This is a genomic window from Bacillus sp. NSP9.1 (assembly GCF_000465465.2).
GTDB lineage: Bacteria > Bacillota > Bacilli > Bacillales > Bacillaceae > Bacillus > Bacillus sonorensis_A.
Map to the genome: position 1 here is coordinate 1,530,705 of NZ_CP048273.1, position 13,410 is coordinate 1,544,114.

Consider the following 13,410-nt stretch of genomic DNA (forward strand, 5'->3'; position numbering starts at 1 on the left):
AATAAAAAAGTCTTCTGATAAGAAGACTTTTAAGCGACAATGTCGGTCTTCTTATCTTCCAAGCAGATTGCTTGCTGGATTTAGCACCTTGGTCATGAATATTCATTCACCGGTTGCTGAGGCTTCATCGGGCCAGTCCCTCTGCCTCTCTTGATAAGAACAGCTATTCAATTGTGTGATGAATACTTTAACTCAATTTACCGAAAATCGGGGGAATAATCAACAGTAAATTGAGAATTTATCGAAAATTTATAAATTGAACATCAATCGGAAGGTCTGCTTCTTTGACCAGGCCGATGATTTGCTGGAGATCGTCTTTGTTTTTTCCGGTTACCCGGATTTGATCATCCTGAATTTGGGATTTGACTTTCAGCCCAGATTTTTTGATCAGATTGTTGATTTTCTTTGCGTTGTCTTTATCGATCCCCTGAACCAGTTTGCCCCGCTGTCTGACGGTTCCGCCTGAAGCGTTCTCAAGTTTTGCGTATTCGATGTTCTTTGTCGGGACATTCCGCTTGATCAGCTTGCCGACGAGGACATCTTTCAGCTGGTCCATTTTAAACTCGTCGTCTGAGACAAGGACAAGCTCGTCTCCTTCAAGCGTAATGCTGCTTTTTGAACCTTTGAAATCATAGCGTGTGCCGATTTCTTTCAGAGCGGTTTGAATTGCGTTTTGAACTTCAGGGAGTTCGACTTTTGAGACGATGTCAAATGAGCTTTCTTTTGCCATGTGAAAACCTCCATCCATTTTACTTATGAGTCAATTATAGTAGAATAAGGTGAAACTTCCAATATGGTACGGTTTTGCCTGGCCGTTATCTGGCAATAATTTGAACATTGGAGGAATACATCAATAGAACAGGTGCATGAAGAAAGGAAGAATCAATATGAGACCGGGACAGCAATTAACTTTGCAAATAGATCACAAAGCCGACTACGGGTACTTTTTGACGGACGGAGATGAATCGATTCTCCTCCATCACAGCGAGGTCACCGCGGATATAGAAGATCTGAAAGAAGTCGACGTTTTTGTGTATGTCGATCATGAGGGACGCTTGGCGGCTACGATGAGAAAACCGATCATCGGCGCTGATCACTACGATTGGGTGGAAGTCGTGGATGCCGTCAGCGACATGGGGGTGTTCGTCGATGTCGGGCTCACAAAGGATGCGCTTGTCGCCACCGAACATCTTCCGCCTTATGAATCTGTCTGGCCTCAAAAAGGGGACAGGCTGTACTGCATGCTGAAGATCACAAGCCACGGCAGAATGTTTGCCAAACCTGCTCCGGAAGACAAGATGAGCGAGCTTTTTCACAAAGCTTCGGACGATTTAATGAACAAGGAGATGACAGGAACAGTATACCGTTTGATCGCATCAGGCTCTTTTTTGATTTCCGATGAAGGCATAAGAGGCTTTATCCATTCATCTGAAAGAAAAGAAGAGCCGAGGCTTGGAGAGAGGCTGACAGCAAGGGTGATCAAAGTAAAAGAAGACGGTACGGTCAATTTGTCGCTCCTGCCGAGAAAGCAGGACGCCATGTCTGTTGACGCCGAACAGATCCTCACTTATATGAGGACGAGAAACGGTGCGATGCCTTTTTGGGATAAAAGCGACCCGGAAGATATCAAAGAGCGGTTTAACATGAGCAAGGCGGCGTTTAAAAGAGCGCTCGGCCACCTGATGAAGCAGGGGAAAATCTATCAGGAAGAGGGCTGGACATACGAGAAAAAATAGGGGCGGGCGCAATCGCCCCTTTGGCTTACAAATGATCGGTTTTTTTGGAATACTGGTGTTTTCCGGCTTGTCTGTTTTTTTCGGCGAGCCGGTTTTTCTTTTGGTTGACGGCGTTGTTGTCAACCGGCTTTTTATCATCATCTTTCATGAGGAAGCACCTCCCGTTAAAATGTCGCTTTTATGTTGCTCATCGGAGGCAAAACTATGTATTCTCCCATCGCGATATTTTTTGCCGGGAAGTTTATGCCTTCTTCCTCCGCCGGCATACATATATCATAAGACCCGAAAAAGGAGACTTAGTATGAAACATAGCTGCTCAGTTTACATTCATCATGTGTCTGCGGGAGGGATTGTCAACTTCGGCGGAGCGTACAGGATTTCTCCGGTCACAATGGAAAAGGTGATCGAGGGGGCTGGCGGTCCGGATGTCGGGACTGTGGTTGCCGAATCGCTTTCACCGATCATTGGTGAAGGGACAATCAACGTGGACGACTGACGATACAGGCCTGCTTTTAAGCAGGCCTGTTTTTGTTTATCTTTTATCTTTTCCCGGAAAAAAGATCGCCAATGTGCCGGGTCCCGCATGGGCGCCGACGGCTGAACCGATCATGTTGATGACGATTTCTTTCGGCGCGAATTCGGCTTCAATCAGGCGTTTGATTTCTTCGGCTGTTTCCGCGTCGTCTCCGTGGCTGATGCCGACCGTTTGCCCGCTTAAATCCCGGCTTCTTTCTTTCATCAATTCGATCATCCGCCTGTGCAGTTTCTTTTTGCCCCGGATTTTTTCCAGAGGGACAAGCTTGCCATCTTCGACATGGAGAAGCGGCTTAATGTTTAACAGTCCTCCGACGAAGGCCGATGCTTTGCTGATTCTTCCGCCTCTGGCCAAATAAGTTAAATCATCGACTGTGAAAATATGTTCAAGATGTTCGCAAAAGTCCTTTACAGACGATTCGATTTCTTGTATTGTATTGCCGTTAGTAGCGAGTTCGACGGCGTGCCTTACAGCCAGACCGTAACCGAGTGAAGCGCATTTTGAATCGATGATTCGCAAATCGAATTCCGGAAATTCTTCCTTGACTTCGTTTGCCGCCATCACAGCGGTCTGATAGGTTCCCGAAAGCTCTGAGGAAAAGGCGACATATAAAGCAGGTTGCTTTTTTTCCGCCAGCCGGCTGAAGGTGTCGCGCAAAAGCTTTAGAGACGGCTGCGACGTTTTCGGCGCTTTGCCTTCGCGCATCGCTTCATATACGTCGGACGGCTGAATGGAGAGAAGATCATCATACTCTTGGTCATCGAGCAGCACCCGCAGCGGAATGAACGAGATATGATGCTTTTCATAATATGATTTAGGCAAATCCGCCGCACTGTCGGCTATAAGATGAACGGTCATTTGAACCCCTTCTTTCTGAAAAATGGTTAGGATTTTTGGGCGGGAAAGCCCGCGGACAGCTGTTCCTTGATGAAAATCGAACGCCTATTCCAGCTTGTTTTCAGATCAACTATATCATATATTTTTAAATTGCCGTTTTCAAAATATTGTTTTAAGGGTAAACCAAATATATACGGAATAAGCGGAGGAACTCAAAAAATGGTCATAGCAGAAGCGAAAAAATTGTTCATTGTCATCATCGGTGCATTGTTGAATGCGATCGGCTTAAACTTGTTTTTAATTCCCGCAGATGTGTATGCCAGCGGTTTTACAGGTGTTGCGCAGCTCTTATCGAGCGCGCTTGACCAGTACAGCCCGATTTATTTTTCAACCGGGACGCTTTTGTTTATTTTAAACATTCCCGTCGGCATTTTAGGGTGGCTGAAGGTCGGGCGTTCTTTTACGGTTTACAGTGTTTTAAGCGTTGCGCTGACGACGGTGTTCCTTGGCATGCTGCCGGAAACGAGCCTGTCAAACGATATTTTGCTGAACGCCGTTTTTGGCGGGGTGATCGCAGCGGTCGGAATCGGGCTGACGCTGAAATACGGAGCTTCAACGGGCGGTTTGGATATCATCGCCATGATTCTGGCGAAATGGAAGGATAAGCCGGTCGGCACCTATTTCTTTATTTTAAACGGAGCCATCATTTTAACAGCAGGATTATTGAACGGTTGGGAGAAAGCATTATATACGCTCGTTACACTATATGTGACAACAAGGGTGATTGATGCGATCCATACCCGCCATGCCAAACTCACCGTCATGATCGTCACAAAGAAAGCGGAGGAGATCAAGGAGGCAATCTACGGAAAAATGGTCCGCGGCATTACAACCGTGCCGGCCAAAGGTGCTTTTACCAATGAACAAAAAGAAATGATGGTGATCGTCATCACGAGGTATGAACTATACGATTTAGAAAAGATTATCAATGAAGTTGATCCAAAAGCTTTCACAAATGTCGTGCAAACAACTCAAGTGTTAGGGTTTTTCCGCAAAGACTGAAGGAAGGGTGAATGAATGCGGCTGATATCGATCATTGTGGTGCTGCTGTTTGTCAGTGGATGCGGTCAAAACGGGGCGGATGGCCCCGAAAAGGAGGTATCTGGGGAAGTGGATAACGGGAGTGTTCTTTTGACGGTCGAACCCGTGCAAAAACCGGGGGAAATCGAATTCCAAATGTCGGTTGTCAATCATACGGATGAAGCCGTTGTGTTCGAATTCAGCAGCGGGCAGAAGTTCGAGCTTGTCGTCACAGACGAGGCGGGAACCGAAAGATATCGCTATTCAAAAGGGAAAATGTTTACACAAGCTTTTCAGACGATGACATTGAACCCGAAGGAAACATATGATTTCACAGATGTGTGGAAAGAAGTGCCGGAGCCGGGCCAATATGAAGTGAGCGTCATGTTCAAGGGGAGAACGGAACAGGTCGCTTCCGCATTGCGGGCGTCTAAAACATTTGAAGTGAAATGAAAAAAGCATCCCTTATGAAGCGCCCCCAATAATTCATGAAACAGTTTGATTGGCATGAGTCCGATATTGTACCGGGCTCATGCCTTTTCATCTTGCTTTCATTTGTTTGTGATCGCAGTCATTCATGTATTCTGCAACACATCTGGCAATCGATTGATGCCCTTTGAGTACTTTTCTTAGCTATCAATGCAACCATAAGAAAACTGCACCTCCAATTGTTAGATGGTGTCTAACAATTGGGGTGCAGTTCATTACCGGATGCTTTTTTAATATTGATCCCCATTAAAGATGGAGTTTTTGACGATGACGTAATCGACATTGCGGATCGCCTCAAGCTTGTTTCCTCCGGCATATGAGATCGATGATTGAAGATCCTGTTCCATTTCGGTCAGCGTATCCATGATCGCGCCTTTATGCTCAACATACATCTTCTTGCCTTCTACATTTTTCTTTTCGCCCTTTTGAAATTCCGAAGCGGAACCAAAGTACTCTTTGTAAAGCTTTCCGTCTTTTTCAATCGTTCTTCCGGGAGATTCCTCGTGTCCGGCAAACAATGAACCGATCATCACCATCGTTGCTCCAAATCGGATTGATTTCGCAATATCCCCGTGGGTGCGGATGCCGCCGTCGGCGATAATCGGTTTGCTGGCAGCTTTGGCACACCAGCGCAGTGCGGCCAATTGCCATCCGCCTGTTCCAAATCCGGTTTTGATTTTTGTGATGCATACTTTTCCGGGGCCGATTCCGACCTTTGTCGCGTCAGCTCCGGCGTTTTCCAGCTCTCTTACCGCTTCCGGCGTTCCGACATTGCCGGCGACGACAAAGGTTTCCGGCAAATGTTTTTTTATGTGCCGAATCATGTCGATGACGGCGTTTGAATGCCCGTGTGCGATGTCGATCGTGATGTACTCAGGAACGATATTTTCCTCTGAAAGCTGCTGTACAAATTGATACTCCTCAAGCTTAACGCCCACACTGATCGAAGCAAACAAGCCGCGCTCGTGCATGTTTTTAATAAAATCGAGACGCTTTTCGGGTTCAAAGCGGTGCATCACATAAAAGTAACCGTTTTCAGCCAATGAAGCCGCAAGTTTTTCATCTATAATCGTCTGCATGTTGGCGGGCACGACAGGCAGCTTAAATGTCCGTCCGCCCAAGCTGACGGATGTATCACATTCAGAACGGCTGCTGACAATGCATTTTGCAGGAATTAATTGAATATCTTCATAATCAAACACGTTATCCATCATATCCACTCCTAAAAACGAATGTTATTTATTTTATATCGTAAAACGTTCGCCTTTTATAATGTACTCTGTTTTGTTTCTGATGTCAAATTTTTTATCATTTAAAGGGATGGGGAAATATGGATGTTTTTGATGAACGAAAAAAGGAGTCTGTGTCAAAGACACAAACTCCTGGTGTTTTAAGATAATTGATCTAGCTGTTCCTGAAGATGTTGAAGCTCGCGGCGCTCTGCATCAGTGGAATTGGCGAATGCGGAAGAAACGGCGTTTTTGGCCCTTTCGATCGCTTTCATTTGTTCGCTTGCTTCCGCGGTATTGGCCATCGTTTCCGCTTCCTGAACGGCCGTCTTTGCCATTTGAAACAATTCGTTTCTCATGCTACAGACCTCCGCATTCGGTCGGTCCTGTGCGCCGTTCGGCTTCTTCTAATGTGGAACGGTAAGGGAACCTGGCGGCATGCTGTTTAAGCGAGTCTTTGCCTTGCTGAATAAACCTTTTCGATTTGCTTCGTTTACCCATCCTGACTGCCCCCTTAAAGCGAGTTCGACGGACATTCCGTCTTTCTCTAGTATGGCTGTCTTAAACCTGCTTATGAATGGCAAATTAAAAATTACAATGCGAAATATTCCTTCAAAAAGTCGGCGATGCCGTCTTCTTCATTCGACTTTGTCACGCGGTCGGCGACGGTTTTGACACCTGCAATACCGTTTCCCATCGCCACGCCGCATCCTGCAAATTCAAGCATTTCCAGGTCATTGTCTTCATCACCGAAGGCGATCACGCGTTCAGCGGGAATGCCGTAGTAGTCCGTAATTTTTTGCAGGCCGACCGCTTTGTTAATGCCGCTTTTGATCAATTCAATGACATGCCATGGAGCGGCCCATCTTCTATGGTCGACCATTTCTGCATGAACGTCTGACAAATACGAGCGGATCGCGGAAACATCCTCCTCTTTGGCGTGGATGAGGACGCTTGTCACATCTTGGCCGAGGTTTGTTCTTAAATCGCCGACTGTGATGTTCGGGCTTCCCATTGTAAAGACGTCGATCAATTTTTCATCATGATAGTGGAAATAGACATCATCGACGATTTCAGCAAGGATATTGTGTACATCATAGGACTCGCTGACTTCAATAATCTGTTTGACGACATCCAGATCAAGGGATGTGTGAAATCTTCCCCAAGTCTCATCCTTCGGATGATGGACGAACGCTCCGTTGAAGTTGACGATCGGGGTGTCAAGCTGAAGCTGCTCATAATACATGGAGCTTGCCCGAAACGGCCTTCCGGTCGAAATGCAGACTTTATGGCCTTCTTCCCTGAGCTTCTGAATGACTTCGGCAGAGCTTTCGGATATGGTCTTGTCATCTTTTAATAATGTACCGTCTAAGTCCAGTGCAATTAAATATGGTTTTGTTTCCATAAGTGCTCCTTTAACCGTAAATTTAAAATTCTGACTTACCCTTAGTGTATCTTTTTACCTTCTTTATTGTCTACATGTTAAACTGATGATGATGGACATCCTAAAGGAGGAAGAAAAAATCGTGATCATAATCGATAATCAACAGATTGCAAACATTCCTTTATTACATGTTGTAAAAGAGGAAAACAAAGAGAAAGCTCTTCCTCTTGTTATGTTTATACACGGATTTACAAGCGCAAAAGAACACAACCTTCATTATGCATACCTCCTTGCCGAAAAGGGAATGCGCGTCATTTTGCCTGAGGCGGCCTGCCACGGCGAGAGGGAGGAGCAGCTTGCTTCCGATCAGCTGGCTTCAAGGTTTTGGACGATTATCACCAATGAAATTCAAGAGCTGGAAGTGCTGAAAAACCATTTTGAACAGGGAAATCTGATTGAAAATGGACGCATCGGGGTAGCTGGAACGTCCATGGGCGGAATCGTCACATTGGGCGCCTTGACCGAATACGAATGGATCAGAGCGGCTGTCAGTTTGATGGGCTGTCCTGCTTATGTGGAATTTTTCGACATGCAGCTCGCGTATTTCCGTGAAAAACAAATCAAGATTCCTGTATCTGAAGAACAAATTGAAGAGCAGCGGGAAGAATTGAAACAATATGATCTCTCGCTTCAGCCGGAAAAACTGAACATGAGGCCGCTTTTGTTTTGGCACGGCAAACAGGACGGCACCGTTCCGTTTGCACCGGCGCACAGATTCTATGAAGCGATCACCGGTCAATACGAATCACAGCCGGACCTGCTTCAGTTTATCGCTGATGAACGCGCGGGCCATAAAGTCTCAAGGACAGGCCTCTTGAAGACAGTGGAGTGGTTTGACAAGCATCTTTAAAGTACTTTCATTTTAGAAAATAACGAAAGTACGTTATACTGATGAAAAAAGGAGTGAAGTGCTGTGGATGAAGCATTGAAAGAAAATATCATGGGCGCTCTTGAGCAGGTCGTCGATCCTGAGCTTGGCGTCGATATCGTAAATTTGGGCCTCGTATATGAAGTGGACATGGATGAAAACGGGAAGACCGACGTCACCATGACGCTGACTTCAATGGGCTGTCCGCTCGCGCCGATCATCGTCGATGAAGTCAAAAAAGCGCTCGCAGATATTCCGGAAGTGAAAGAGGTCGATGTCAACATCGTTTGGAATCCGCCTTGGACACGGGATAAGATGTCCCGCTATGCAAAAATTGCCCTCGGTATACAATAATGGATGAAGAGTCTGTCGAATTTTGACAGGCTCTTTTGTTAAAGGAGTGCAAAGATAACACCGTTTTTCATGTTTCAAGGAAATGCGGAAAAAGCCAGAACATACATATCTTTAATTGAGGAAGCGGAAATCAAGAGTCTGACCCGTTATGGTGGAGAAGGGAGTGAAGGGACAGGAATTTATGTATATAGACTGTTCAGTGAAACACGATTTTACGTTCATCCCTTCTTTTTTCATGTTTTTGACGTGTGAAACAGAAGCGGATATCGACAGGCTGTATCAGGAGCTGACCGCCGGCGAAGAAGTGTTGATGCCGCTCGGCGATTACGGATTCAGCCAAAAAGTCGCCTGGGTCCGATCAGTTCGGCGTCTCATGGCCGCTTGACCTTCCGGGCTGATCATTCGTCAAGCTCGGATGATTCGCCGGCAGCTTCAAACGTTTTTTCCGGCCCGCATGGAGTGCGGGCTTTTTTTGATGGTGAAAATCAATCTGCCAAATCATAAAAAAATATTAAATATACAATTGAATTAATTTTTATTCATGTTATAATGTTAAATAATTTCACAAAGACCAAGAAGGTGAACTCGTTTTGAAAATAGGTATTATAGGTGCAACTGGCTATGGAGGCGCAGAGATCACAAGAATCCTCAGGTCGCACCCTTATACAGATGAATGCATATTGTATTCATCGAGTGATGAGGGGGTTCCGTACCATCAGTCATATCCGCACCTTGTAAAATTGACGAATCAAACCCTTAAACCGATTGAAATCGAGGAAATAGCAGAGACAATCGATTTTTTGTTTATGGCGGCTCCTCCGGGCGTATCCAGCCGCCTGACGCCGCAGTTTGCTTCATACGACCTGCCGATCATCGATTTGTCCGGCGATCTCAGAATCAAAGACCGATCTGTTTATCAAAAGTGGTATAAAAGGGAGCCGGCTCCGGCAGATGTACTGAAACAAGCGGTGTATGGGCTTTCCGAATTAAATCGGGAAGAAATCAAAAAGGCGAACTACATAGCCAATCCCGGCTGTTTTCCGACAGCGGTTCTGCTCGGATTGGCTCCGCTCGTCAAAAAGGGATTCATCGGCGGATCGTTTGTCATCGTTGATGCGAAAACAGGTGTATCAGGGGCCGGCCGAAAGCCTTCAATGGGAACTCATTTTTCCGAGGTCAACGACAATTTTAAAATCTATAAGGTGAACGAACATCAGCACACACCGGAAATCGAGCAGGCTGCAAGACGGTGGGACCCCGATTTTAAACCGATCACATTCAGCACGCATTTGGCCCCGATGACAAGAGGAATTATGGCGACGATTTATACAGAGCTTGAAGAAAGTGTGTCAGGTGATCAGCTGCAGCAAGTGTTTTCTGATTTTTACCAAGATTCTTATTTTGTCAGAGTGAGAGAATCGGGTGAATTTCCGGCGACAAAGGAAGTGTACGGCAGCAATTTCTGCGATATCGGCGTCACTGTAGACGAGCGGACGAACAGGGTGACGATCGTATCGGTGATCGACAATTTAATGAAGGGTGCCGCGGGGCAGGCTGTTCAAAACTTTAACATCATGAACGGCTGGAATGAAGCGGCGGGACTTGATTTTACGCCAATTTATCCATAAGACGGGAGAGAGCAAATCATGATTCAGGTGAGTCAAGACAGCATCAAAAAAACAGATGGAAGCATCGCTTCGCCGAAAGGTTATGCGGCTAAAGGAATTCACTGCGGCCTTCGCTATTCCAAAAAGGATTTGGGCATCATCATCAGCACAGTTCCGGCGGTGAGTGCGGCCGTTTATACGCAGAGCCATTTCCAGGCCGCCCCGATTAAGGTGACGCAAGACAGCCTCAAAAAGGATGCGCACCTTCAAGCGGTCATTGTCAATAGTGCGATTGCCAATGCCTGTACGGGTCAACAGGGGCTTGTTGATGCATATGAGATGCGCCGGGAAACGGCGGAAATTCTCGGCATTGCTCCGGAGCTTGTGGCCGTTTCCTCAACAGGTGTCATCGGCGAGCACCTCGATATGGAGAAAATCACAAAAGGGATCAGTCTTCTCAAAGAGACGACGCCCGAAGAAGGCGATTTCGAAGAAGCGATTTTAACGACGGACACGGTGACAAAACAAACCTGCTATGAACTGATGATCGGCGGTCAAAAAGTGACGATCGGCGGAGCCGCCAAAGGCTCGGGGATGATCCATCCGAACATGGCGACGATGCTCGGCTTTGTCACCACAGATGCCTGTGTAGAAGAGGGCGCGCTGAAAAGAGCGCTGAGGGAAATCACCGATGCCTCGTTCAACCAGATTACGGTCGACGGCGATACATCCACTAACGATATGGTCCTCGTGATGGCGAACGGCTGCGCCGAAAATGAGTGTCTCAGCGAAGAGCATGAGGATTGGCCGGTGTTTAAAAAAGGTCTGCACCTTGTCTGCACCGACCTCGCCAAACAAATCGCAAGGGATGGTGAAGGGGCGACGAAACTCATCGAAGCCCGGGTCAAAGGCGCGAAAACGAATCTTGAGGCACGGATCATCGCCAAAAAAATCGTCGCCAGCAACCTTGTCAAAACAGCGATCTACGGAACGGATGCCAACTGGGGCAGAATCATCGTCGCAATCGGCGACAGCATGGCTTCTGTGACACCTGAAAAGGTGGAAATCCACCTCGGCGGGCAGTGTCTGTTTAAAAACAATGAACCACAGCCGTTTTCCGAAGAGCTTGCCAAAGAATACTTGGAAAACAGCGAAGTGAAAATCGATGTTTGTATGGGTGAGGGAGACGGAACAGGGACGGCCTGGGGCTGTGATTTAACCTATGAATACGTCAAAATCAACGCGAGCTATCGCACGTAAAAAGGGGAAAGCAATGGGCAAAACAATCGTTTTTAAATGCGGCGGAAGCGTCATTCGCGAGCTTTCAGACGAATTTTTTGAGAATCTAAAAAAGCTGGCTGAAGAAGGCTGGCATATCGCGGTCGTCCATGGCGGCGGCCCTGACATTACAAGAATGCTGGATAAACTGAACATCGATACAGAGTTTGTCAACGGACAGCGGAAAACGAGCAAAAAGGTTCTGGATGTCGCCGAGATGGTGCTTTCCGGTTCCATCAACAAGTATTTCGTTTCTGAGCTTGCAAAACACGGGCTCCCTGCGGTCGGGGTTTCAGGAAAAGACGGAGGCCTCCTCGTGGCCGAATATTTAAACGAAAAAGAATACGGCAAGGTCGGACGTATTACAAAGGTAAACGGACAGATGGCGGAAGCGCTCATGGAAAAAGGCTTCATCCCGGTCATTGCCCCGCTGTCAATGACTGCGGCTTGCGAGACGCTGAATGTAAACGCCGATTTGGCGGCATCAGCCATAGCCGGAGCTCTGCGCGCTGACAAATTGATGTTTGTGACAGATGTAAAAGGCATCATGAAAAACGAGAACATGCTGTCAGCACTGACACCAGAAGAGATCGAAAAGCTGATTGCAGCTGGCGTGATTTCCGGCGGGATGATACCGAAGGTGAATTCCGCGGTCGCGGCTCTCAGCGAACAAATGGAGGAGGTCATGATCGTCAGCGGAAAAGGTTCTTTCCTGAAAGAGGATGCATTTATCGGCACAAAAATCATCAAGCAAAAGGAGGCGGTATCGTGAGCCATTTATTTCAGACGTACAGCCGCTGGAATATCAACATTACAAAAGCAAAAGGCACGATCGCCGAAGACGAAAACGGAAAACAATACCTGGACTTTGTGCAGGGAATCGCGGTCTGCAATCTTGGACATTGTCCTGATGCTGTGACAGCTGCGATCAAGAAACAGCTCGATCAGGTCTGGCATGTTTCAAATTTATTCGAAAATAACCTTCAAGAAAAAGTAGCAGAACATCTGGCCAACCACAGTGCAGGCGATCTCGTTTTTTTCTGTAACAGCGGGGCCGAAGCCAATGAAGCGGCGATTAAACTGGCGCGGAAATATACGCAGAAGACGAAGATCATCACGTTCAAGCAATCCTTTCACGGCCGCACGTATGCAGGGATGGCCGCGACCGGACAGGAAAAGATTAAACACGGGTTCGGACCGATGCTGACCGGGTTTCACTATCTCCTGTACAATGAGCCGGAGGCTTTTCAAACATTAAGCAATCAAGAGGATGTCGCAGCGGTGATGCTGGAAACGATTCAAGGCGAGGGCGGAGTTATTCCGGCGAACAAAGCTTTTTTGCAGGAAGTTCAAGCTTTCTGCCGAAAAAATGAAGCCCTTCTCATCGTGGACGAAGTGCAGACGGGTATCGGCAGGACAGGAAAAGCTTTCGGATACGAACACGAAGGGCTGACGCCTGATATCATCACCGTCGCCAAAGGGCTGGGAAGCGGCTTTCCGGTCGGAGCGGTGATCGGTAAAAAAGAGCTTTCAGAAGTGTTTTCCCCAGGTTCACACGGGACGACTTTTGGCGGAAATATGCTGGCCATGGCAGCGGCAAACGCCACATTGGAAACGATCTTTGAAAAAAGCTTTCTCGAAGAAGTCGCGGAAAAAGGAGCGTATTTGCTGAAGGAACTGCAAGAAAAACTTCAGTTTCCATTTGTTAAAGACATCAGAGGGAAAGGGCTGATCGCCGGCATTGAATGTGAAGAACCCGTTCAGCCGCTGATCGAAGCGCTTCAAAAAGAAGGCCTGCTTGTACTTCCGGCAGGTGAAAATGTGATCAGGCTCCTGCCGCCGCTCACGGTCGAAAAAAACGAAATCAGTCAAGCGGTGGAGAAGCTGAACCGCGTGTTTACAGATCATATGGCTGTCAAACAGTAATTTTTTTTCGCACGAACGGTATAAAAA

17 protein-coding genes, 1 pseudogene and 1 riboswitch are annotated in these 13,410 nt (G+C 47.0%); of the genes and pseudogenes, 11 read left to right on the top strand and 7 right to left on the bottom strand.

What is annotated here, in order from left to right; translation table 11 throughout:
* Positions 1 to 48: 48 nt before the first annotated feature.
* A riboswitch (SAM riboswitch) is annotated at positions 49 to 160 on the bottom strand.
* 78 nt (positions 161 to 238) lie between these two features.
* Complete coding sequence (locus M654_RS07835; protein WP_026586367.1) at positions 239 to 730, bottom strand: YajQ family cyclic di-GMP-binding protein; 492 nt, start codon at positions 728 to 730, stop codon at positions 239 to 241.
* 157 nt (positions 731 to 887) lie between these two features.
* On the opposite strand from M654_RS07835, the gene M654_RS07840 reads away from it, so the two are divergent.
* Positions 888 to 1,736 carry a CvfB family protein gene (locus M654_RS07840; protein ID WP_026586368.1) on the top strand — a complete coding sequence of 283 codons (849 nt, stop codon included), beginning with the start codon at positions 888 to 890 and terminating at the stop codon, positions 1,734 to 1,736.
* A gap of 25 nt (positions 1,737 to 1,761) precedes the next feature.
* On the opposite strand, the gene M654_RS07845 is transcribed toward M654_RS07840, so the two are convergent.
* Complete coding sequence (locus tag M654_RS07845; RefSeq protein ID WP_077737066.1) at positions 1,762 to 1,884, bottom strand: DUF3941 domain-containing protein; 123 nt, start codon at positions 1,882 to 1,884, stop codon at positions 1,762 to 1,764.
* A 153-nt stretch (positions 1,885 to 2,037) separates the two neighbouring features.
* On the opposite strand from M654_RS07845, the gene M654_RS07850 reads away from it, so the two are divergent.
* Positions 2,038 to 2,232, top strand: coding sequence for a spore germination protein (locus M654_RS07850; RefSeq protein WP_026586369.1), 195 nt, complete (start codon positions 2,038 to 2,040; stop codon positions 2,230 to 2,232).
* A 36-nt stretch (positions 2,233 to 2,268) separates the two neighbouring features.
* Here the strand turns inward: M654_RS07850 and M654_RS07855 are convergent, their stop codons facing one another.
* Positions 2,269 to 3,129 (bottom strand): DegV family protein, encoded by an 861-nt coding sequence (locus M654_RS07855; RefSeq protein ID WP_026586370.1) that lies wholly within the window; start codon positions 3,127 to 3,129, stop codon positions 2,269 to 2,271.
* Positions 3,130 to 3,327: 198 nt separating this feature from the next.
* Here M654_RS07855 and M654_RS07860 point away from each other — a divergent pair, with 198 nt between their 5' ends.
* Positions 3,328 to 4,170, top strand: coding sequence for a YitT family protein (locus tag M654_RS07860; protein WP_026586371.1), 843 nt, complete (start codon positions 3,328 to 3,330; stop codon positions 4,168 to 4,170).
* Positions 4,171 to 4,185: 15 nt separating this feature from the next.
* Positions 4,186 to 4,641: a BsuPI-related putative proteinase inhibitor gene (locus tag M654_RS07865; protein WP_026586372.1), complete on the top strand. Its 456-nt coding sequence runs from the start codon at positions 4,186 to 4,188 to the stop codon at positions 4,639 to 4,641.
* 266 nt (positions 4,642 to 4,907) lie between these two features.
* Here the strand turns inward: M654_RS07865 and guaC are convergent, their stop codons facing one another.
* From guaC to M654_RS07880, 4 genes are all read right to left on the bottom strand, one after another.
* Positions 4,908 to 5,888 carry a GMP reductase gene (gene guaC, locus M654_RS07870; protein WP_026586373.1) on the bottom strand — a complete coding sequence of 327 codons (981 nt, stop codon included), beginning with the start codon at positions 5,886 to 5,888 and terminating at the stop codon, positions 4,908 to 4,910.
* A gap of 179 nt (positions 5,889 to 6,067) precedes the next feature.
* A complete protein-coding gene (locus M654_RS07875) occupies positions 6,068 to 6,265 on the bottom strand; it encodes a DUF3813 domain-containing protein (RefSeq protein ID WP_026586374.1) in 198 nt (65 codons plus the stop codon).
* 1 nt (position 6,266) lies between these two features.
* The gene (locus M654_RS23515) at positions 6,267 to 6,407 is read right to left on the bottom strand and encodes a hypothetical protein (protein WP_179115743.1); all 141 of its coding nucleotides are present in this window, start codon (positions 6,405 to 6,407) and stop codon (positions 6,267 to 6,269) included.
* Between the two features lie 91 nt (positions 6,408 to 6,498).
* Positions 6,499 to 7,311 carry a Cof-type HAD-IIB family hydrolase gene (locus tag M654_RS07880; protein ID WP_026586375.1) on the bottom strand — a complete coding sequence of 271 codons (813 nt, stop codon included), beginning with the start codon at positions 7,309 to 7,311 and terminating at the stop codon, positions 6,499 to 6,501.
* A 121-nt stretch (positions 7,312 to 7,432) separates the two neighbouring features.
* On the opposite strand from M654_RS07880, the gene yjfP reads away from it, so the two are divergent.
* The 7 genes and pseudogenes from yjfP to M654_RS07915 all read left to right on the top strand — a co-directional run bounded on the left by yjfP (position 7,433) and on the right by M654_RS07915 (position 13,383).
* Positions 7,433 to 8,200: an esterase gene (yjfP, locus tag M654_RS07885; protein WP_026586376.1), complete on the top strand. Its 768-nt coding sequence runs from the start codon at positions 7,433 to 7,435 to the stop codon at positions 8,198 to 8,200.
* 63 nt (positions 8,201 to 8,263) lie between these two features.
* Complete coding sequence (locus M654_RS07890) at positions 8,264 to 8,572, top strand: metal-sulfur cluster assembly factor (protein ID WP_026586377.1); 309 nt, start codon at positions 8,264 to 8,266, stop codon at positions 8,570 to 8,572.
* 69 nt (positions 8,573 to 8,641) lie between these two features.
* Positions 8,642 to 8,970, top strand: a pseudogene (locus M654_RS07895) (VOC family protein).
* A gap of 192 nt (positions 8,971 to 9,162) precedes the next feature.
* Positions 9,163 to 10,200, top strand: a complete 1,038-nt coding sequence (gene argC / locus M654_RS07900) for an N-acetyl-gamma-glutamyl-phosphate reductase (protein WP_026586378.1) — start codon at positions 9,163 to 9,165, stop codon at positions 10,198 to 10,200.
* Positions 10,201 to 10,218: 18 nt separating this feature from the next.
* Complete coding sequence (argJ, locus tag M654_RS07905) at positions 10,219 to 11,439, top strand: bifunctional ornithine acetyltransferase/N-acetylglutamate synthase (RefSeq protein ID WP_026586379.1); 1,221 nt, start codon at positions 10,219 to 10,221, stop codon at positions 11,437 to 11,439.
* Positions 11,440 to 11,452: 13 nt separating this feature from the next.
* The gene (argB, locus tag M654_RS07910) at positions 11,453 to 12,229 is read left to right on the top strand and encodes an acetylglutamate kinase (protein ID WP_026586380.1); all 777 of its coding nucleotides are present in this window, start codon (positions 11,453 to 11,455) and stop codon (positions 12,227 to 12,229) included.
* A complete protein-coding gene (locus tag M654_RS07915; RefSeq protein ID WP_026586381.1) occupies positions 12,226 to 13,383 on the top strand; it encodes an acetylornithine transaminase in 1,158 nt (385 codons plus the stop codon). The genes argB and M654_RS07915 overlap by 4 nt, the downstream gene beginning before the upstream one ends.
* Positions 13,384 to 13,410 lie beyond the last annotated feature (27 nt).